Source organism: Vibrio sp. TH_r3 (genome assembly GCF_033101115.1).
GTDB lineage: Bacteria > Pseudomonadota > Gammaproteobacteria > Enterobacterales > Vibrionaceae > Vibrio.
Genome location: NZ_JAWMPW010000002.1, coordinates 292,276 through 309,804 on the forward strand (window position 1 = coordinate 292,276; position 17,529 = coordinate 309,804).

Annotated in this window: 16 protein-coding genes; 5 read left to right on the forward strand and 11 right to left on the reverse strand. The window is 40.2% G+C overall.

Features of this window, described 5'->3' with window-relative positions:
* Nucleotides 1–173 precede the first annotated feature (173 nt).
* Both nrdG and nrdD read right to left on the reverse strand, forming a co-directional pair.
* The gene (nrdG, locus tag R3X26_RS03850) at nucleotides 174–650 is read right to left on the reverse strand and encodes an anaerobic ribonucleoside-triphosphate reductase-activating protein (protein ID WP_317715874.1); all 477 of its coding nucleotides are present in this window, start codon (nucleotides 648–650) and stop codon (nucleotides 174–176) included.
* Between the two features lie 5 nt (nucleotides 651–655).
* Entirely contained in the window at nucleotides 656–2,776 is a 2,121-nt protein-coding gene (nrdD, locus tag R3X26_RS03855; RefSeq protein WP_317715875.1) for an anaerobic ribonucleoside-triphosphate reductase, read from the reverse strand.
* Between the two features lie 296 nt (nucleotides 2,777–3,072).
* On the opposite strand from nrdD, the gene R3X26_RS03860 reads away from it, so the two are divergent.
* Nucleotides 3,073–3,987 (forward strand): endonuclease/exonuclease/phosphatase family protein, encoded by a 915-nt coding sequence (locus tag R3X26_RS03860; protein ID WP_317715876.1) that lies wholly within the window; start codon nucleotides 3,073–3,075, stop codon nucleotides 3,985–3,987.
* A gap of 96 nt (nucleotides 3,988–4,083) precedes the next feature.
* Here the strand turns inward: R3X26_RS03860 and R3X26_RS03865 are convergent, their stop codons facing one another.
* From R3X26_RS03865 to R3X26_RS03885, 5 genes are read right to left on the reverse strand one after another with little or no spacing between them, the layout of a single operon-like run.
* Nucleotides 4,084–5,133: an efflux RND transporter periplasmic adaptor subunit gene (locus R3X26_RS03865; protein ID WP_317715877.1), complete on the reverse strand. Its 1,050-nt coding sequence runs from the start codon at nucleotides 5,131–5,133 to the stop codon at nucleotides 4,084–4,086.
* The gene (locus R3X26_RS03870; RefSeq protein ID WP_317715878.1) at nucleotides 5,130–8,450 is read right to left on the reverse strand and encodes an efflux RND transporter permease subunit; all 3,321 of its coding nucleotides are present in this window, start codon (nucleotides 8,448–8,450) and stop codon (nucleotides 5,130–5,132) included. The genes R3X26_RS03865 and R3X26_RS03870 overlap by 4 nt, the downstream gene beginning before the upstream one ends.
* Before the next feature lie 55 nt (nucleotides 8,451–8,505).
* Nucleotides 8,506–8,961 carry a YeeE/YedE family protein gene (locus R3X26_RS03875; RefSeq protein WP_317715879.1) on the reverse strand — a complete coding sequence of 152 codons (456 nt, stop codon included), beginning with the start codon at nucleotides 8,959–8,961 and terminating at the stop codon, nucleotides 8,506–8,508.
* A 22-nt stretch (nucleotides 8,962–8,983) separates the two neighbouring features.
* Nucleotides 8,984–9,403, reverse strand: coding sequence for a YeeE/YedE family protein (locus tag R3X26_RS03880; RefSeq protein WP_317715937.1), 420 nt, complete (start codon nucleotides 9,401–9,403; stop codon nucleotides 8,984–8,986).
* Between the two features lie 24 nt (nucleotides 9,404–9,427).
* Nucleotides 9,428–9,721 carry a metalloregulator ArsR/SmtB family transcription factor gene (locus tag R3X26_RS03885; protein ID WP_317715880.1) on the reverse strand — a complete coding sequence of 98 codons (294 nt, stop codon included), beginning with the start codon at nucleotides 9,719–9,721 and terminating at the stop codon, nucleotides 9,428–9,430.
* A gap of 272 nt (nucleotides 9,722–9,993) precedes the next feature.
* Between R3X26_RS03885 and R3X26_RS03890 the strand changes: the two genes are divergently transcribed.
* Both R3X26_RS03890 and R3X26_RS03895 read left to right on the forward strand, forming a co-directional pair.
* Nucleotides 9,994–10,179, forward strand: coding sequence for a DUF2892 domain-containing protein (locus R3X26_RS03890; protein WP_317715881.1), 186 nt, complete (start codon nucleotides 9,994–9,996; stop codon nucleotides 10,177–10,179).
* A 107-nt stretch (nucleotides 10,180–10,286) separates the two neighbouring features.
* Complete coding sequence (locus tag R3X26_RS03895) at nucleotides 10,287–11,990, forward strand: FAD-dependent oxidoreductase (RefSeq protein ID WP_317715882.1); 1,704 nt, start codon at nucleotides 10,287–10,289, stop codon at nucleotides 11,988–11,990.
* A 127-nt stretch (nucleotides 11,991–12,117) separates the two neighbouring features.
* On the opposite strand, the gene R3X26_RS03900 is transcribed toward R3X26_RS03895, so the two are convergent.
* On the reverse strand, nucleotides 12,118–13,203 hold the full coding sequence (locus R3X26_RS03900) for a ketoacyl-ACP synthase III (protein ID WP_317715883.1): 1,086 nt from the start codon (nucleotides 13,201–13,203) through the stop codon (nucleotides 12,118–12,120).
* Between the two features lie 101 nt (nucleotides 13,204–13,304).
* On the opposite strand from R3X26_RS03900, the gene trxC reads away from it, so the two are divergent.
* Nucleotides 13,305–13,739 (forward strand): thioredoxin TrxC, encoded by a 435-nt coding sequence (trxC, locus tag R3X26_RS03905; protein WP_317715884.1) that lies wholly within the window; start codon nucleotides 13,305–13,307, stop codon nucleotides 13,737–13,739.
* A 131-nt stretch (nucleotides 13,740–13,870) separates the two neighbouring features.
* On the opposite strand, the gene modC is transcribed toward trxC, so the two are convergent.
* The 3 genes from modC to modA form a co-directional block, all read right to left on the reverse strand.
* Nucleotides 13,871–14,995, reverse strand: a complete 1,125-nt coding sequence (gene modC / locus R3X26_RS03910) for a molybdenum ABC transporter ATP-binding protein ModC (RefSeq protein ID WP_317715885.1) — start codon at nucleotides 14,993–14,995, stop codon at nucleotides 13,871–13,873.
* Complete coding sequence (gene modB, locus R3X26_RS03915; protein WP_317715938.1) at nucleotides 14,992–15,651, reverse strand: molybdate ABC transporter permease subunit; 660 nt, start codon at nucleotides 15,649–15,651, stop codon at nucleotides 14,992–14,994. Before modB ends, modC begins: the two co-directional genes overlap by 4 nt.
* 104 nt (nucleotides 15,652–15,755) lie before the next feature.
* The gene (gene modA / locus R3X26_RS03920) at nucleotides 15,756–16,505 is read right to left on the reverse strand and encodes a molybdate ABC transporter substrate-binding protein (protein ID WP_317715886.1); all 750 of its coding nucleotides are present in this window, start codon (nucleotides 16,503–16,505) and stop codon (nucleotides 15,756–15,758) included.
* A gap of 396 nt (nucleotides 16,506–16,901) precedes the next feature.
* On the opposite strand from modA, the gene R3X26_RS03925 reads away from it, so the two are divergent.
* The gene (locus R3X26_RS03925) at nucleotides 16,902–17,438 is read left to right on the forward strand and encodes a hypothetical protein (protein ID WP_317715887.1); all 537 of its coding nucleotides are present in this window, start codon (nucleotides 16,902–16,904) and stop codon (nucleotides 17,436–17,438) included.
* Nucleotides 17,439–17,529: the final 91 nt, after the last annotated feature.

Sequence of the window (17,529 nt, forward strand, 5' to 3'; positions counted from 1 at the left end):
CATACACATAGATTAAGCCAAGTGAAAGGACTATTTATACTTTAAACCATGAACGCCAAGTCTCATAACCACCCCACTTTTTTAACGCTAGCTAAAAATATGAGTGATACGAACAAAAAACGAAGCGAAGTAAAAAAGCTTGTTTTGATAATGGAAACGACATGAAAATAAGCTCAAATTTGATCTGACTTGAACTGGTGAATAACTTGATTGCTAGAACCACGCCACAGTAGTTCTGGATCATACTTGTCTTGCTCAAATTTGCCATCAATCAATACATCAACTAACTGTACAATTTTGTGCTGCTGTTGGGACAATTCCCCGAGCGTATAACCTGTCCACATCCAGATATCTTTATCTGGGCACTGTTTCTTTACTCTCAACACCAATTGATAAATTGCTGCTAGATTTGCCGGGTGAAGAGGGTCACCGCCAGACAACGAAAGTCCGCGTCGATAAATTCGCGTATCTTGCAAATCAGCAATGATCTGGTCTTCCATCGCTTGAGTGAATAAAAGACCAGAGTTTGGATTATGCGTTGCTTTGTTATAACAACCTTTACAATTGTGTTCGCAACCGGACACGAATAAAGTACAACGTGTCCCCTCGCCATTTACAACGTCAATTTGATGGTATTGATAATAGTTCATAACAATTACAAATGCTTAACTCTGCGTTTAACTTCTTCTTGTTTGCCCAAGTTAAAAGGTCGTGCATCTGGGCTACCTAAATATCCGCATACGCGTCGCGTCACGGATACTTTAGTCGAATCGTGGTTACCACACTTAGGGCAAGTAAACCCTTTACTAGTACAATCAAATTCGCCAGTAAAGCCACATTCATAACACTCGTCTATTGGAGTATTCGTGCCATAATATGGCACTCTACTGTAGCTGTAGTCCCAAACATTTTCTAATGCTTCAATGTTCCGTTGCATATTTGGAAACTCGCCATAGCAAATGAAACCACCAGTCGATAACTCTGGATAAGGCATTTCAAAGTCTATTTTATCGTAAGGGTTAACTTGTTTCTCTACATCGAGATGGAAGCTATTCGTATAGTAACCTTTATCAGTAACACCTTCTATCACACCAAATTCTTTAGCATCAATGCGACAAAAACGATTACACAAATTTTCGCTTGGCGTTGCATATAAGCTGAAGGCATAGCCCGTTTCGTCTCTCCATGCATCAACCGCATCCTTCATCCTTCTAACCAATTGAATTGCTTTGGCATTTAAAGTTGGATTATCATAAACATGTTCTTTGCTTTTATATAACGCATTGATCGTTTCATGAATGCCGATGTAACCTAAAGAAATAGAAGCACGGCCATTTTTAAAAATTTCGGCCACAGAATCATCGGGTTTTAAACGAACACCACAAGCCCCTTCCATATACAGAATAGGCGCCACTCTGGCTTTTACTGACTCCAAACGGTTGATACGTGTTTCTAGTGCTTTGCGAGCAAGTTTTAGTTTATCCTCCAGCAAATCATAGAACTTGTCTTCATCTCCATTTGCTTGTATTGCAATACGTGGCAAGTTAAGACTGACCACACCGAGGTTATTACGTCCATCGTGAACCAATTCGTCATTTTCCTGATACACATTCAAAAAACTGCGACACCCCATAGGAGTTTTAAAAGAGCCAGTAACATCCACTACTTTGTCGTAATTCAATATATCGGGGTACATACGCTTAGATGCGCATTCTAGTGCCAACTGCTTAATATCGTAATTAGGATCGGACGCTTTATGATTTAAGCCATCTTTAATAGCAAACACCAATTTGGGAAAAACGGCTGTTTTACTGTTTTTACCTAAACCCGCAATACGATTTTTAAGTATCGATGCTTGAATCAATTTAGCCGCCCAACTGGTTCCCAAACCAAAACCAAAAGTCACAAATGGCGTTTGCCCATTTGCAGTATGCAAAGTATTTACTTCATACTCTAACGATTGAAAAGCATCGTAGCATTCTTTTTCTGTGCGTGATGTTGCAAATGACTCCGGACTATCAATATTCCACTCTTTAGCCACCTTTAAGTGCTTCTGATAACTAGCAAGTACATAAGGTTCTAGAATTTCATCGATAGCATTGATAGTCGTTCCACCGTAAATATGAGACGCAACTTGAGCAATAATTTGAGCAGTGACAGCCGTTGCGGTTGAAATCGACTTGGGCGTATCGATTTCCGCATTACCCATTTTAAAGCCATGAGTTAACATGCCTTTGAGATCAATAAGCATGCAGTTAAACATTGGAAAGAAAGGCGCATAGTCAAGATCATGATAATGTATATCACCTTCATCATGTGCTTTAACAATATCACGCGGTAAAATATGAGTTTTAGCGTAGTGTTTAGCGACAATACCGGCTAATAGATCGCGTTGAGTAGGAATAACTTTGCCGTCTTTATTGGCATTTTCATTAAGGAGATCAGCATTACTTTGTTCTATCAAGCCTTGAATTTCTTTAGTTAAGGCGCTTTTTTTGTCGCGGGCCATATCACGATCGTGACGATATTCAATATAAGAACGTGCCATTCCCTTATAAGGTCCCTGCATCATTTCGTTTTCAACTAACGTTTGTATTTCGACAATATCAACTTCAGCGTGATCAAGTAGTTTGGTCTCTACTGCCTGTGCCACTTGTTCTGCATAGGCCGTCACATCATTATCAATAAAGCTCGACGCACTTTTAACGGCAGTAACGATGCGATCCTTTGCAAATGGGGCACGGGAGCCATCCCGTTTAATCACGACTGTATTCACTGTATCTCCTTACCCTAGATATCCACAGATTACTAACAAAGCACAATATAGGGTATTAATATTAAAAATGCACACTACATATTGTGCGTGTATTTAAAAGGATGAGTGCTTCTAGGGTCTTGATTTAGATCAATAAAAACTAAGTGAATGACAACAACAGACGATCTTTTTGTATAAGATCTCAATGCGAAAATAAATACATCATTTATGCAAAATTGAGCGAAAAATACTTGAAATTTTTAATCTCTTGATAAGATGGGCGTTATCGATAACTCATTATTACAATGGCACAAAATATGACCAAATTTAACTATGTCAGGCTATTTTTACTACTGTGGCTATTTCATCCACAAACCCTGAATGCCGCGCTTGAGTTATCCACAAAACCGTTAGTGGTAACAAGTTGGAATTTACAATGGTTAACCACTGATAAGAATACCGTTGCCCCTTTGACTAATAGAAATAGCCGAGACACGCAAGTTCTCGCCCAATACTTTAACAAAGTTTCACCCGACGTATTGGCATTTCAAGAAGTAGATTCAATTCAAGCGATAAAAAATATTGTTGGTAATCGTTACGTTATCTACCTGTCCGATCGTACTAGTCCGACCTTCAAATCTCGTCAATTCGACGATATCAATCAGTACACTGGTTTTGCTATTAAACAAACTATCAATGTTATCGATCCTGCCGACCTCGTAATGACGCAAAACACTAGCAAATTGAGATTTGCATCCTATGTAATCGTACAAGGTTCAAACGAGGCTTCAGATATACATTTGCTTTCAGTACATTTAAAAGCAGGGTGTCCAGCTCAATACAAACGAACCAGAGACTGTAACTTACTTAAACAACAGGCTTTGTTAGTTAATAAATGGCTTAAGCAAAGAGTCGAAGCAAAACAAAGGTTCGTTGTTGCTGGAGATTTTAACCACAATCTCGCCTATCCAAATGATTGGTTGTATGTCGATATAAGTACTGATATCAAACAACACGTTAATCTTGCCAGTAAAACTAGCCAACCAAACTGTATCGTCCGTTCCAATAGAAACAACAAAGCCACCTATCAATTTAGGTCGCTTATTGATCATATTCTACTCAGTAAACATTTAACTCATGGTGCCGTTAAACAGCAGATATTCTCACCCGATGATGTGCTAACTTACCGATTAAGTGATCATTGCCCATTATCAACCATTATATTTCCGTAGTTACATCTCTTTTTGATTTAGCGATATACGTAACACAGCGACGTAAATGACATGGTTGTTTTTAATGACATAGTTATTTTTATTGACATAGTTAATTTAATGATAACGCAAGGGTTGTAAGACAACTTCATCACCAACAGCTAACCCTTTTCTAACCAAAAAATTATCGTTGATTTGTACTAATCGACTAGCAATCAGCCCATTCTGCACCACTTTGACATAATCTAGTTGGCCCACTTGATAAACTGCGTTTTTAGGTACCAGCAAAGCGGGTTGTTTTTCTCCGTACACTATCACTTTTCCATATACGCCCGGATAAATTAAGGTTGATGAATCAATATTCAGCTTAACCATAAAACTTCGTGAAAGTGAATTGGCAGAAGGACTAATTTGCACAACCTCGCCTTCACCTTGAATAGCATACGTTGGTAATTGATACTGTAGATTCATACCCAATGTGACATTTTTAATTTGTGCTTCAGAAATATAAACTTCAAGCTGAAGTCTATTGGGGTTATACATTGTCAACAATGGCATTCCCGGTGAAGCGGTATCACCCATATTGACATTTTTTTGTGTAATCAGACCGTCAAACGGCGCTGTTATGGCACTAAAGCTTAATGTTGTTTCCGCTTCAGTTACGGTTGCTTGCGCTTGTTTAACATTTGCTTGAGCGATTTTTAGTTGGCTTTCCGCCTGATCAAATTGAGATTGCGATAGTAGTTTTTTAGCCACCAGTTCTTTTACTCGGTCATATTCTTTTTTTGCTGCGCTCAATTGTGCTTGCGCAGAAAAGAGAGTTTGCTCTGCTTGTTGTAATCTCGCATTCAGGTCTCTACTTTCTAGACGCATTAACACATCGCCTTGCTTTACTTTCGCCCCTACATTAACCATAACCTCCGCTATACTCGCTGTTAGTCGTGCAGAGATGATCGCCTTTTGGTCAGCTACAACGGTGCCGGTGAATTGATAATCAACCGGTATTAATTGTTGTTCGATTATCGCCGTCTCTAACTCTGGATAATCACTAACAACCACTATTCTTTGCTCAGGTAACTTATCGGTAAAGTAACCCGACATATACAAAAACAGAGTCGCTAAAACCGTGAATGACGCAAGGCCTAGAAGAATTTTTGACTTGTTCATGTTAGATCCTCATCTTGTACCGATAGACCGTGGCCGTTTACATTGCCATACGCGAGCTTATACACCACAGGTATAACCAACAAAGTAAATACAGTAGATGCGGTGATACCAAATATTATTGACCATGCTAAACCATTAAAAATAGGGTCTAACGTGATCACAACATTACCCAGTAACGTTGTTCCTGCAGTCAATAAAATCGGTCGCATTCGTACCGCTCCCGACTCGACAAGAGCCTCGGTGAGCGCTTTGCCTTCGGCTAACGATTGTTGAATAAATTCTATAAGAACCAAAGAGTTTCTTACTACGATTCCTGCAAGTGCAATCATGCCGATCATTGCGGTAGCAGTAAACAAAGCAGGGTCTGGATAGCCATTTATATCTTCACTTATCGAGTTTAGTAGCCAAAACCCCGGCATAATGCCTATTACTGTTAACGGAATGGCTAACATAATAATTCCCGATACCGCAGGTAGACCGGTTTGAATTAACATAACGACAAACACACCTAATAAAGCAACGGCATACGCAATACCGAGATCTCTAAATACATCAACCGTTATCTTCCATTCTCCTTCACCACTCCACACTACCTTGATACCTTGCGCCACACTCCAACCATCTCCTGCACCGTTATTAAAATAAGTTCGCTGCGCTATACTGGTTTGACTTGACGATTCAGGTTCATCTTGATCAGCTAAAACGTCTGCAACAATTTCTCCGGGTACGCGACCAACTGATTCAGCATAAACATAAACAACAGGTTCGAGGTTCTTGTGATAAATAGGTTGTTGCCTGGCTTGCTTAACAAAAGTGCCCAGTTCTGAAAGCTGAACAAGAGGTTGAGGCGCATCAACTAACGAACCTTGTACTTCATTCTTAGCGATGCCAGCTCGGCCCCTCACGTATAAGTCGGTCAGTTTATTCAACTGGTCACGATCATTGTGAGCCAACCTTAATTTCACTGAAAGCGGCGTAATTTCTCGTTCAGCTTGTAAATTAGCCAACACCACTCCATTGTTGGCCGCAATGATGGTTTGATTAATGTCGTAAACAGAAACACCAGATAAGGCGGCTTTTTCACGATCGACAATAAAACGCCAGGTGTCGTACTTACCTTGAATTGAAGTATCAACTTCAGAGACAAATTGCTCTCGTTCTAATCTTGCCGCCACTTTTAACGCTTGCGCCTGTAAATCCTGATAACTTGTGGTTTCATCTGCGTAAATTTCCGCAGTCAGTGTCGCGATAACGGGCGGACCGGGAGGGACTTCAACTAACTGAATATCGGCGTTATATTGCTGAGCAATACGTTCTAGGTCAGATCTAAGCCTAGTAACTAATTGATGAGATTGGTGACGCCTTTCATCTTTATCCGCCAACACAATTCTTAATTCACCTTGATGAGCTTGGTTGCGCATATAATAATGTCGAACCATACCATTAAAGTCCATCGGTGAAGCAATACCGGCAAATGCTGACACGGAAACAACATCAGGTACGCTAACTAGGTAATTCGAAAAATCACGCAACACATTAGATGTTTCTACAAAATTGGTTTGCTCTGGCATGTTGAGTACCAATTGGAATTCATTTTTATTATCGTAAGGAAGCAACTTCAATGGAACGAGCCGCAAAGCGGGAAGCAAAGCCGCGCCGATGAATAACGCTGCAACACACCCCAGAAATAGCCAACTTCTGGTACGACTTTTCAATAACGGCAACAAAACAGCCTGATAACCTTTGAAAAGGAGGCTATTTTTTACATCATATATCCCTTCATTTGTCGCTCTGACTAGAAGTTTACGAGCTAACCATGGCGTAATCATAAACGCAACGATCGTACTAAATATTACACTAATGGGCACATTGAAAGCGAGTGGAGCCATGTAAGGTCCCATCATTCCTGTAATAAAAAACATCGGCGTAAATACAATGACAATCGCAACCGTCGACATTAGCAATGCGCTACGAATTTCCATCATTGCCAATACAATAGCTTTAGTGCGAGATATTGATTTCTGTTTTAAATAACGCTCGATGTTATCTATGCTAGCGATTGGATCATCAACGATTAGACCAAGCGCCAATATTAAGGCAAATAGCGTGACTCGATTAATAGAGTAGCCAAATGCTAAGTCCATACCAAGCGCAGCACCATAACTGATTGGAATTGCAATACCAACAACCAGTGCGCTTCGCCAATTTAAAAATAGGCCGACAAATACCACCACCGTTAAAATTGAAATAGCGAGGCTAGATACTAGATTAGAGACCTTATTGTCAGCCGTTTGACCGTAATTTCGAATAATACTGAGCTTGACGCCTTCGGGAAGCTGCCGAGAACTTAATTGGTCTAATTCTTGTAGAACGTCATGCGCAACAGAGACCGCATTCGCTCCTTTCTGCTTAGCCACTGAAATATATACCGCAGGTAATGGCTCAGTTATCTCCCGATTGCTAGAGGACAGCTGAAACCAAGTATCATTTACCGCTTCTTCTGGTCCATCTGAAATGTCGGCAACATCACGCAAAAAAACTGGTTTACCATCGACTACATTAACCACTAATGCTTCAAGCTGTTTTGCCTGGGTAAAAAATTGTCCCGACTCAAGCTGGTACGCGTTACCCGATTGATGAATCAACCCTGCATCTTGCTTAGTATGGCTAACAGAAAAAGCACTTTTTAAGTCATCTATGGTTGTTTTTCGGCTTGCCATTGCTGAGCTATCGAGTTCAATCTCGATGATCCTAGATTGACCGCCAATCACTTCAACCACATTGGTGCTATCAAGCGCCTTTAAACGTTGAGTGGTTTGTTGGGCAATACGTCGTAATTCATAATTGGATAGATCAGCCGGACTTTCTGAATACAATGCCGCAACAACGATAGGTACATCGTCAATTTCAATAGGTTTTACAATCCAACTAGTAACCGATGTCGGGACATTATCTTGATTAGAATAAAGCTTATTGTATAGCTTAACCAATGCCTCTTCTCTATCTTGGCCTACGTAAAACTTAATAATTACCTGTGCTGCGCCATGCATTGATGTCGAATAAACCGTTTCAACACCATCAATTTGACTAAGCAGTTTTTCTATGGGTTCTGTAACTTGTTTCTCGACTTGCTTGGCACTTAAACCGGGAGCTTGGATAATCACATCCGCCATCGGAACAATAATTTGTGGATCTTCTTCTTTTGGCGTCAGAATTAACGACATCACGCCAATAGCCAAGGTTAGTACAATCAATATTGGTGGAAAATAACTGTTCATTACTTTATGAACAAATCCACCACTTAGTTCCTTTTTCATTAGTACTCCTCAACAATTGACGCAAGGTTTCACTCATTAAGCTGTTTGTTAAAGATTAGCTACTCGTTACAACTTGCTCTGCTGAATTTGAATTGTTATTGATATAGGTCAATAAACTTACCGCCCCTAACCCAACCATCATACTGGCAAAGAAAATCACCACACCAATGTTACCTGCTAATAAAGAAGAAACGACTGGTCCTGGGCACAAACCTACCAATCCCCAACCGAGCCCGAATATTGTGGCACCAATGATTAAGCGAGCATCAATTTTATCTCGGATAGGCAAACCAAATTCAGTTGCAAAAATCGGTTTGCTCCTTGTCTTAATAACAAATAAGTAAACCGGTATAAACACTGAAAGTGCTCCGCCCATCACAAACATAACGTCGGGCGACCAATTTCCAGTTACATCAAGAAACCCAACTACATTAGCTGGGTCAACCATTCCGGACACGGCCATACCCAAGCCAAATAAAATACCGCAAAATAAAGAAACAAAAGCAAACATAATCGCTCCAAAACACCGTGAGTTATATGACGTGTAGACGAAAAAATACCGTTAACGCAGCAACCAGCATAAAAGTTAACGTGGCAACGATAGAACGAAACGAGAAACGCCCGATACCACAAATACCATGACCACTGGTGCAACCGTTACCAATCTTGGTACCAATACCAACTAGCAACCCCGATACCGCTAGCAGCCACGGACTAGCAGAAAACTCCCCCGGGATAGACACATTAAACATCACCCCAGCCAACATGCCGCCCAACATCATTCCAATGAAAAAAAGTAAACGCCATGAATAATCTTTTCGCTTAGGGGTTAATAAGCCAGATACAATTCCACTGATTCCAGCAATTTTGCCGTTCATTAACAACAACACCGAAGCTGATATGCCTAATAGTACACCGCCAAATAGTGACTCCCACGGAATGGAAAAACTCATCATATACCTCTAGTAACCTCTTAATTAAACGCAATAAAGTTGATGTAAATTATTAATCAACGCTGAAATACGCTGATCTGACAATGAATAGTAAACATGTTGTGACTCTTTTCTGGCATTAATCAGACCATGCTTACGTAATACAGTGAGATGCTGTGAAAAAGCAGATTGACTAAGATCTGATCTCTGTTGCAGTTCGCCAACTCCTACTTCACCTTGTGTTAATTGGCATAACACCATCAGTCTTTCAGGGTGCGCCATTGTTTTCAGCAATTCAGACACTTTCTGTGTGTTTTGTTGCATTTTAATCATATCCATAACACTGTTCTCTCAAGATAGTTAACCACTCATTGTTATCAGCAGCGGCCTATTGTTACTGTTGGTAGCAACTGTTGAGCACAAAGCTTTTTATTGTTAAGCTTTTTGTTTAGATTTTACTAATATATGTTAATTAGTCAATGCTTAATTAGAACATTAGGATTTTTTAAAAATAACATTAGACAATTCTAATTTAGAGGTTTATAGTTTTTGCAGTTCAAGTTGAGACTCTTCGGTTACACAAAATAGCAACAAAACAAGGAAGGCATATTATGACAATAGAAAATGGCGTTAGAATAGCAGCAGGAATTATGATTTTACTATCGGTTATTTTGACTACTTTCGTTCACTCTTCTTTCCTATGGTTAACCGTCTTTATCGGTTTAAACTTAGTTCAAAGTGCATTTACTGGATTTTGCCCCGCTGCATTCTTATTAAAAAAGATTGGACTAAAATAAACCGTAAGGCTATCCACAACAAATATTAACTTGGAGAGATAAACAATAACCGCCTATATATTGCGTAGTTATTGTTTATCTTTTTATATAATTTGGAGTTATTAACAATGACAAAAATAGTCATCATTGGTGGAGTAGCAGGTGGCGCGTCTGCAGCTGCTCGTGCTCGCCGCCTTAGCGAAAATGCTGAAATTATTATGTTTGAGCGTGGTGAATTTGTTTCGTTTGCCAATTGCGGCTTACCTTATCATATAGGCGGCGATATCACCGAAAGAGCAAACTTACTGCTGCAAACCCCGCAGAGTTTCCTTGCGAGATTCAATGTTGATGTTCGTACGATGAGCGAAGTTGTTGGCATAGATAAAGCAAACAAATCCGTTACTGTTAAGAATGTATTAGACGGCTCTGATTACACTGAAAGCTACGATTTCTTAGTACTGAGTCCAGGTGCAGGCCCAATTGTTCCCCCTATCCCAGGTATTGATAACCCCATTACGCACTCACTGCGTAATATCCCTGATATGGACAAAATTTTAAATACGATCCGCATGAATCGCCCAGAACATGCCACAGTTGTGGGCGGCGGTTTCATTGGTTTAGAAATGATGGAAGCGTTTCACCAACTTGGTATTAAAACAACGCTTGTAGAATTAGCCGACCAAGTAATGACACCTGTTGACCGTGAAATGGCGGGCTTTGCTCACGCTGAAATCAAAGAGAAAGGTGTCGATTTACGTTTAGGCGTTGCACTAGAAGCAGTGGAATATATTCAACAACCGCACGTACCAAACATTGAAAGCGGAGAAGTAGACCAACACCCTCATATCCAAGGACACTTGAATCTCAACCTGAGCAATGGTGAAACAATCCAGACTGAGATATTGGTTATGGCTATTGGCGTTCGACCAGAAATAAAACTAGCTCAAGAAGCAGGTTTAAAAATAGGAGATCTAGGTGGTATCTGGACTACGCCAACAATGCAAACCAGCGATCCATCTATTTATGCAGTGGGTGATGCAATTGAAGAAGCCGATTTTATTACAGGTAATCCCACTATCGTTCCGCTTGCTGGCCCTGCTAATCGTCAAGGTCGAATGGCCGCTGACAACATGTTTGGCCGTCAGCAAACTTATCAGGGGACACAAGGAACAGCCATTTGTAAGATTTTCGATTTAGCCGTTGCTTCTACTGGTAAGAACGAGAAGACTCTAAAGCGTGAAGGCATTCCGTACAAAAAAGTGTATGTACATACTGCTAGTCATGCGAGCTATTATCCGGGTGCGGAGATTGTTTCATTTAAGATGCTTTATTGTCCAGACACAAAGAAAATTCTTGGTGCTCAAGCAGCAGGTAAAGACGGCGTCGATAAGCGTATTGATATTATGGCAGTAGCTCAACGTGCAGGTATGACTATCGAGCAACTTCAGCACCTTGAGTTAACTTATGCGCCTCCGTTTGGTAGTGCAAAAGACGTCATTAACCAAGCGGCCTTTGTGGCTAACAACATTGAAAATGGCGATGCCAAAGCAATTCATTTCGATGAGTTAGATACCTTAACAGACAATCACATAATTTTAGATGTACGTGTACATGAAGAAATAGAACAGTTTGGTACTCTTTCAGGTGCAATCAATATTCCTGTAGATGAGCTGAGATATCGCATGAATGAGTTGGATAAAGATAAAGAAATCATAATTTTATGCGCTGTAGGGTTACGCGGTAACGTCGCTTACCGTCAATTAGTAAATAATGGTTATCAAGCACGTAATTTAATTGGTGGCTACAGAACGGTTATGTTTGCACAACAGTAAGTTCGGTTTGACCAAAATGTAACAAGCCCCAAGTGGGCTTGTTACAAATAATTAGTAAATTCACAAAGCTATTTTCAGAACCTCTCAGTTTTACTAAAACTTCTACTTTATTAAGCCAACTACTACTCTATTCTGGTCGGTTAAAGCAGTGATTTTTATTATCGGCTATCAGTTGTAAGGCGGTTTTATCACATGGAGGAAGTGCTGCATCGCTTTGATTAATCGCTGTGACTCTATTACCCCATTTAACTAAGCCCGCGCCCCAAGTTAATCCCGCACCAAATGCTGCTAGCAAAATGTTATCACCTGCTTTAATTTTACCTTGTTCCACCGCTTCACATAGTGCAATAGGCACTGTCGCAGCCGAAGTATTACCATATTTTTGTATATTAACAAAGGCACGCTGTTGATCGATACCCGCCAAGTCAGCTAACGTTTGAATAATACGGATATTCGCTTGATGAGGAATAAGTACATCAATATCTTCGATTTTTAAACCGGACGAATGCAAAACGGTTTGTGCGGCTCCTCCCATTCCTTTCACTGCGCGTTTGAATATATCTCGTCCAATAAAGTTAAAATCAAAATAGCCATTTTCCGCAGCAAATCGATCCATACTCGTACCGAATTTAGGCACGGATAAAATATCACGGCCAGCCGAGTCACAGCCAATACGCGCCTGCTGTAATCCAAGCGGTTGCTCTGTTCGGCTTAATATAGCCGCACCTGCTCCATCTCCAAACAGTACTGCAGTATCTCGTTGACTCCAATCTATAAAAAACGACAATCTTTCTGCGCCAATAACCAGTGCGTGTTTATAGTTACCGGCTTGAATTAAGCGAGTGGCCGTTTCCAACCCATAAACAAACCCGGTACAGGCCGCGTTCAAATCAAAAGCTGCGGCCCCAACAACACCAAGGTTTTGTTGAACTTTAGACGCTATATTGGGAATAAGCGAATCAGCAGAACACGTTGCGACAATAATTACATCAAGCTGATCGGCTGTAATACCTGCACACGCTAGTGCTTGTTTTGCAGCCACTGTTGCCAGTTCAGATGTATCGACATGACTTATACGACGATTTTCTATACCGGTGCGGGAGCGGATCCAATCATCGGACGTTTGTAAAAAAGTACTAAGATCATCGTTCGATAAAACCGCTGGAGGGATACACTTTCCCCACCCCGTTATTTCTGCATAGTGCTGCGCCATATAATCTCCTGCTCGTATGTTATTTTTTTGTGTTTGATTATACTATACAAGTATACGCTGATATACGCTCAGTTATAAGAGTGAATTTAAAGGAGAAAATAATGACAGCATTCAACACCCGATGCCCATCGTGCAACGGTCTCAACCGAGTTCCGTTACAACGGGTTTCAGAAGCGGCTACGTGTGGAAAATGTAAATCTGCCCTATTCGACGGAAAACCAATAGAAGGTACAGAAGCAAACTTGGCCGCCCTTTTAACATCAGAGCAACCTGTAGTGATAGATTTTTGGGCCCCTTGGTGTAACCCATGCGTTGGTTTTGCACCTGTTTTTCAAGATGTCGCTAGCGAAAGAATGGGGTCAATGAGATTTGTGAAAGTGGATACCGAAGCCAATCAAGCAATTGCTAGTCAATATAGAATAAGAAGTATTCCTACGATAATGCTATTTAAAAATGGTAAACAAATAGACATGTTAAACGGAGCGGTGGCAAAGACTCAGTTTAATCAATGGCTTGATACTGCACTTAACAAATAATTACAATCCAGTAATAGATGAAGTCGATAATCTAAAAACAACACGGGATTGAAAGACATAAAATCGACTTCAATCCCTTTGCCAACCTATTTATCTCAACAGGTCTATCAGTGATCTCTATAGGGGCATTTCTATAGTACATTAGCGATAACTGCTGGTTTCATCGCCATATCTTTTTGCGTCACACTTACTCCTTTTATCTGTGCAAACACCGCTTGTCCTTCAATAAGAGCTAACTCATCAAATGCCCATCGAGTGATATTTGCAACCAAATAACAATCATTGCCAAGGTCGAGTTTTACCGCCATGTTCTGCTCGCCTTGTTCTGCTTCTATAGGGGTGATTGTGGTAATTTTAGCGGATAAAATGTTACGAATAGAAGTTTGCTGTGCTCTTGTTAGCATGATTGACACATCATTAGCTCTAATCTGCATGCGTAACGCCGAATTTAGCGGTTGATGCACACGTTGAACCCACAAACTTGTTTGCTTATTCAAACTGACTTGTGAAAGTGCATATTTGTCATGATGGCGTTGTAACCTTACCTCAAATAATGAGCTTTGTTCCGAAAAAGGTTGCCAAGGTCGCATTACATCAGAGCCCCAAATATTTTCTAAGCGACCACTGGTTACAACTCGCCCTTGCTCTAACAGTATAATGTGATCGGCTAAGCGAAGTATTTCACTCAAGCTATGCGTCACATACAAAATCGGAATATCAACCTCTTGCGCTAGTTTTTCTAGAAACGGCATGACCTCTTTCTTCCTTGGTAAATCTAAAGAAGCCAATGGCTCGTCCATCAATAACATATCTGGCTGAGAAAATAGTGCCCGCGCAATGGCAACCCGTTGCTTCTCTCCACCAGAAAGCTCAGCAGGGTAACGTTTTAATAAATGTGACAAATTGAGTAGATCGACAATACGATCAAACATAGTCCGCTCGATAGAACTCTTTGCACCATAGAGTAAGTTAGCCTTGACGCGATAATGAGGAAACAGTCTTGCATCCTGAAATACATAACCAATATTACGCTTGTTGACTGCAACATTAAGGTTGGTTTTATCATCAAATAGCCGCTTTTCTCTGACGGTTATTTGACCGCGGTCTGGTACAATCAAACCTGCTATTGCGTTAATCAGTGACGTTTTTCCTGAGCCGGAACGACCAAATATTGCGGTGATACCACGGGATGGAATACTTTCATTCACGTCGAGACAAATATCACCAAGCTTGTGGTTTAATTTTATATTAATCATTGTGCTTTTACATTCCCTAACCGTTTTTGAGTCCGACGGCTTAACCAATCAGAAATAAATAGCGACACTAAAGCCACGGCAATAGAAATGACACATAAACGAGCAGCAGCAAATTCTGCGCCGGGCGTTTCAATAAAACTATACATCGCTAAAGGTAAGGTTTGTGTTTCTGCTGGGATATTAGAAACAAAAGTAATTGTGGCACCAAATTCTCCCAAACTTCGAGCAAAGGAAAGCATGGTACCCGTTACAATACCGGGCAATGTTAATGGCAAGGTAATGGTATAAAACACTTTAAAAGACGATGCGCCCAATGTTCTTGCTGCTTGTTCTAATTTAGGATCGACCAATTCAATACTTAATCGAACCGCACGAACCATCAAAGGTAACGCGACAACCGCAGAAGCTAAAGCCGCACCACGCCAACTAAAACTAAAGCTAATACCAAACGTTTCAAGTAAAAAGGAACCAATAACACCTTCTCTACCCATTAAAACCAGTAATAAGTAGCCAATCACAACCGGTGGCAGAACTAAAGGAAGATGAATAACACTATCTAACAACCGCTTGCCTACGAAATTTTTTTTAGCTAACAACCACGCGAATAAAATTCCAATAGGAATTAATCCGATAACCGCAACAAAGGCAATTTTCATACTCAAAATGAGCGCTTGTATTTCAAAGTCAGACAAGATTCATCACTCCGTTTTTAATCCATTTATCCTGACGACGAATAGGCATAATTATTTGCATCCGATAGTTAGTAAAATCCAAATTGACCAAACACTTGTTTAGCTTCATCACTCAATAAGTATTGGGCAAATGCCCTGACTTCTGGTTGGTCATTTAATAGTGCAAGCGGATAAATAATAGGTTGGTGTAATGAACTAGCAAAGTCAGCAACCAATTTTACTTTATCATTTTGAAAAGTATCTGTTTTATACACAATACCAACGCCTGCTTCACCTCTTTCAACTAAAGCTAATGCGGAACGAACCGAATTAGTTGGTGCGATTCTGTTGTTTATTTGTTGCCATACACCTAAATTAATCAGTGACTCCTTCGCATAAATACCGGCAGGTACCGATTCGGTCTGTCCTAGAGCCAACCTTTCATGGGTCAACAACTCTCGCCATTGGTCCGCGTCCGACAGATCAAATTCGTCAACGGGTCTTGAACTAGGACTGACTAAAATCAACTCATTTTCCACTAATTTTTGCACGTGCTCTTTGGTAATTACGTCTTTTTCAACTAGGTAATCAACCCATTTGTTATTGGCAGAAATAAATATATCCGCTGGTGCGCCGTTTTGAATTTGCCTTGCCAAAGACGAGGATCCGGCAAAAATGGTTACAACTTGAGTTCCCGTCTTTTGAGAATAATCCTCGGCAAGTTGAGAAATAACATTGGTCATCGAGGCGGCAGCATAAATGTTGATCCGCGTCTCTGCGGCTTTAGCATTAAGCGCTAAACAAGCCCACATTAACAGCAATGTGATTTGTTTACTCATTGTTTTCCTTTCAATTAAGTTCAATGTAGTTGCAGTGATTCGCCATGATAACTAAATCGCGATTATTTTTCGCCAAAACTAGTGTTTATTTAGAGTTGTGACTAAAATTAATGCACAAGGCAAACTATCGGTGAACCAAGAACTATCACGAAACAAAAGGTGTTGCTATTGCAAAGGCATGATATTGACGAAGTTAATCAACATTAAAGCTTCAAACGGTCACGTCAATAATACGTCAAGTAATTGTCATCTATCTATTGGCGTCAAAAAAACAACTTTTTGTTCTCAAGTTATTATCGCGAAGTCAGTTGTACAAAGGAATAAATCATTCATCAAACATTGGCATATAGTTTGCTTGGGATAAATAATAATGCCTAATTCGTAAATGGAGTTTTCATGTTAACAACGGCTCGTACACTTGCACTGCTAAGTTTATGCTTATTTTCAATCAGTAATGCTTCGGCAAACAATTTTCCTTACAATACGTTAGACTTTAGGTTGGGTGTTGGACCAACAACCTTTGGTGTGGGTTATAGTATGCAATTTATGGAAAATGCCCATTTTATTCTTCGCGCAGATAGTGAATTTGAAGGCGACTATGATTTTGCTGGTGGTATTGGCTTTAATGGTCCTATCGATCAGTTCTTTGATATTACTGGACAAATGTTAGTTCATAATATCAAAGACGACAGTCACGATATAATTGGCGATGATATTTTACCTGAATTTAATTTCGGTCTTAGGATGTGGTTTTTAGAAAATATTGAACTACATGGTAAAGCAGGCATGTTGATAGACAGTGAAGAAACACATTTCATTTGGGAAGGTGGAGCTAGATTCCATTCAACCCAACAGCTGGTCGTTGGTGCGTCACTACTTAACAATGGTGTTTACGGCAGTCAGTTAATGGTTCAAACCCGTTTTAACTTTTAGATCGGCCTGTACACACATAAAACTCCATCAGACCAAACATAGCACTGTGAGTTACTACAAATAAATTAAAAGGGATGGGCTAACAAGCCAC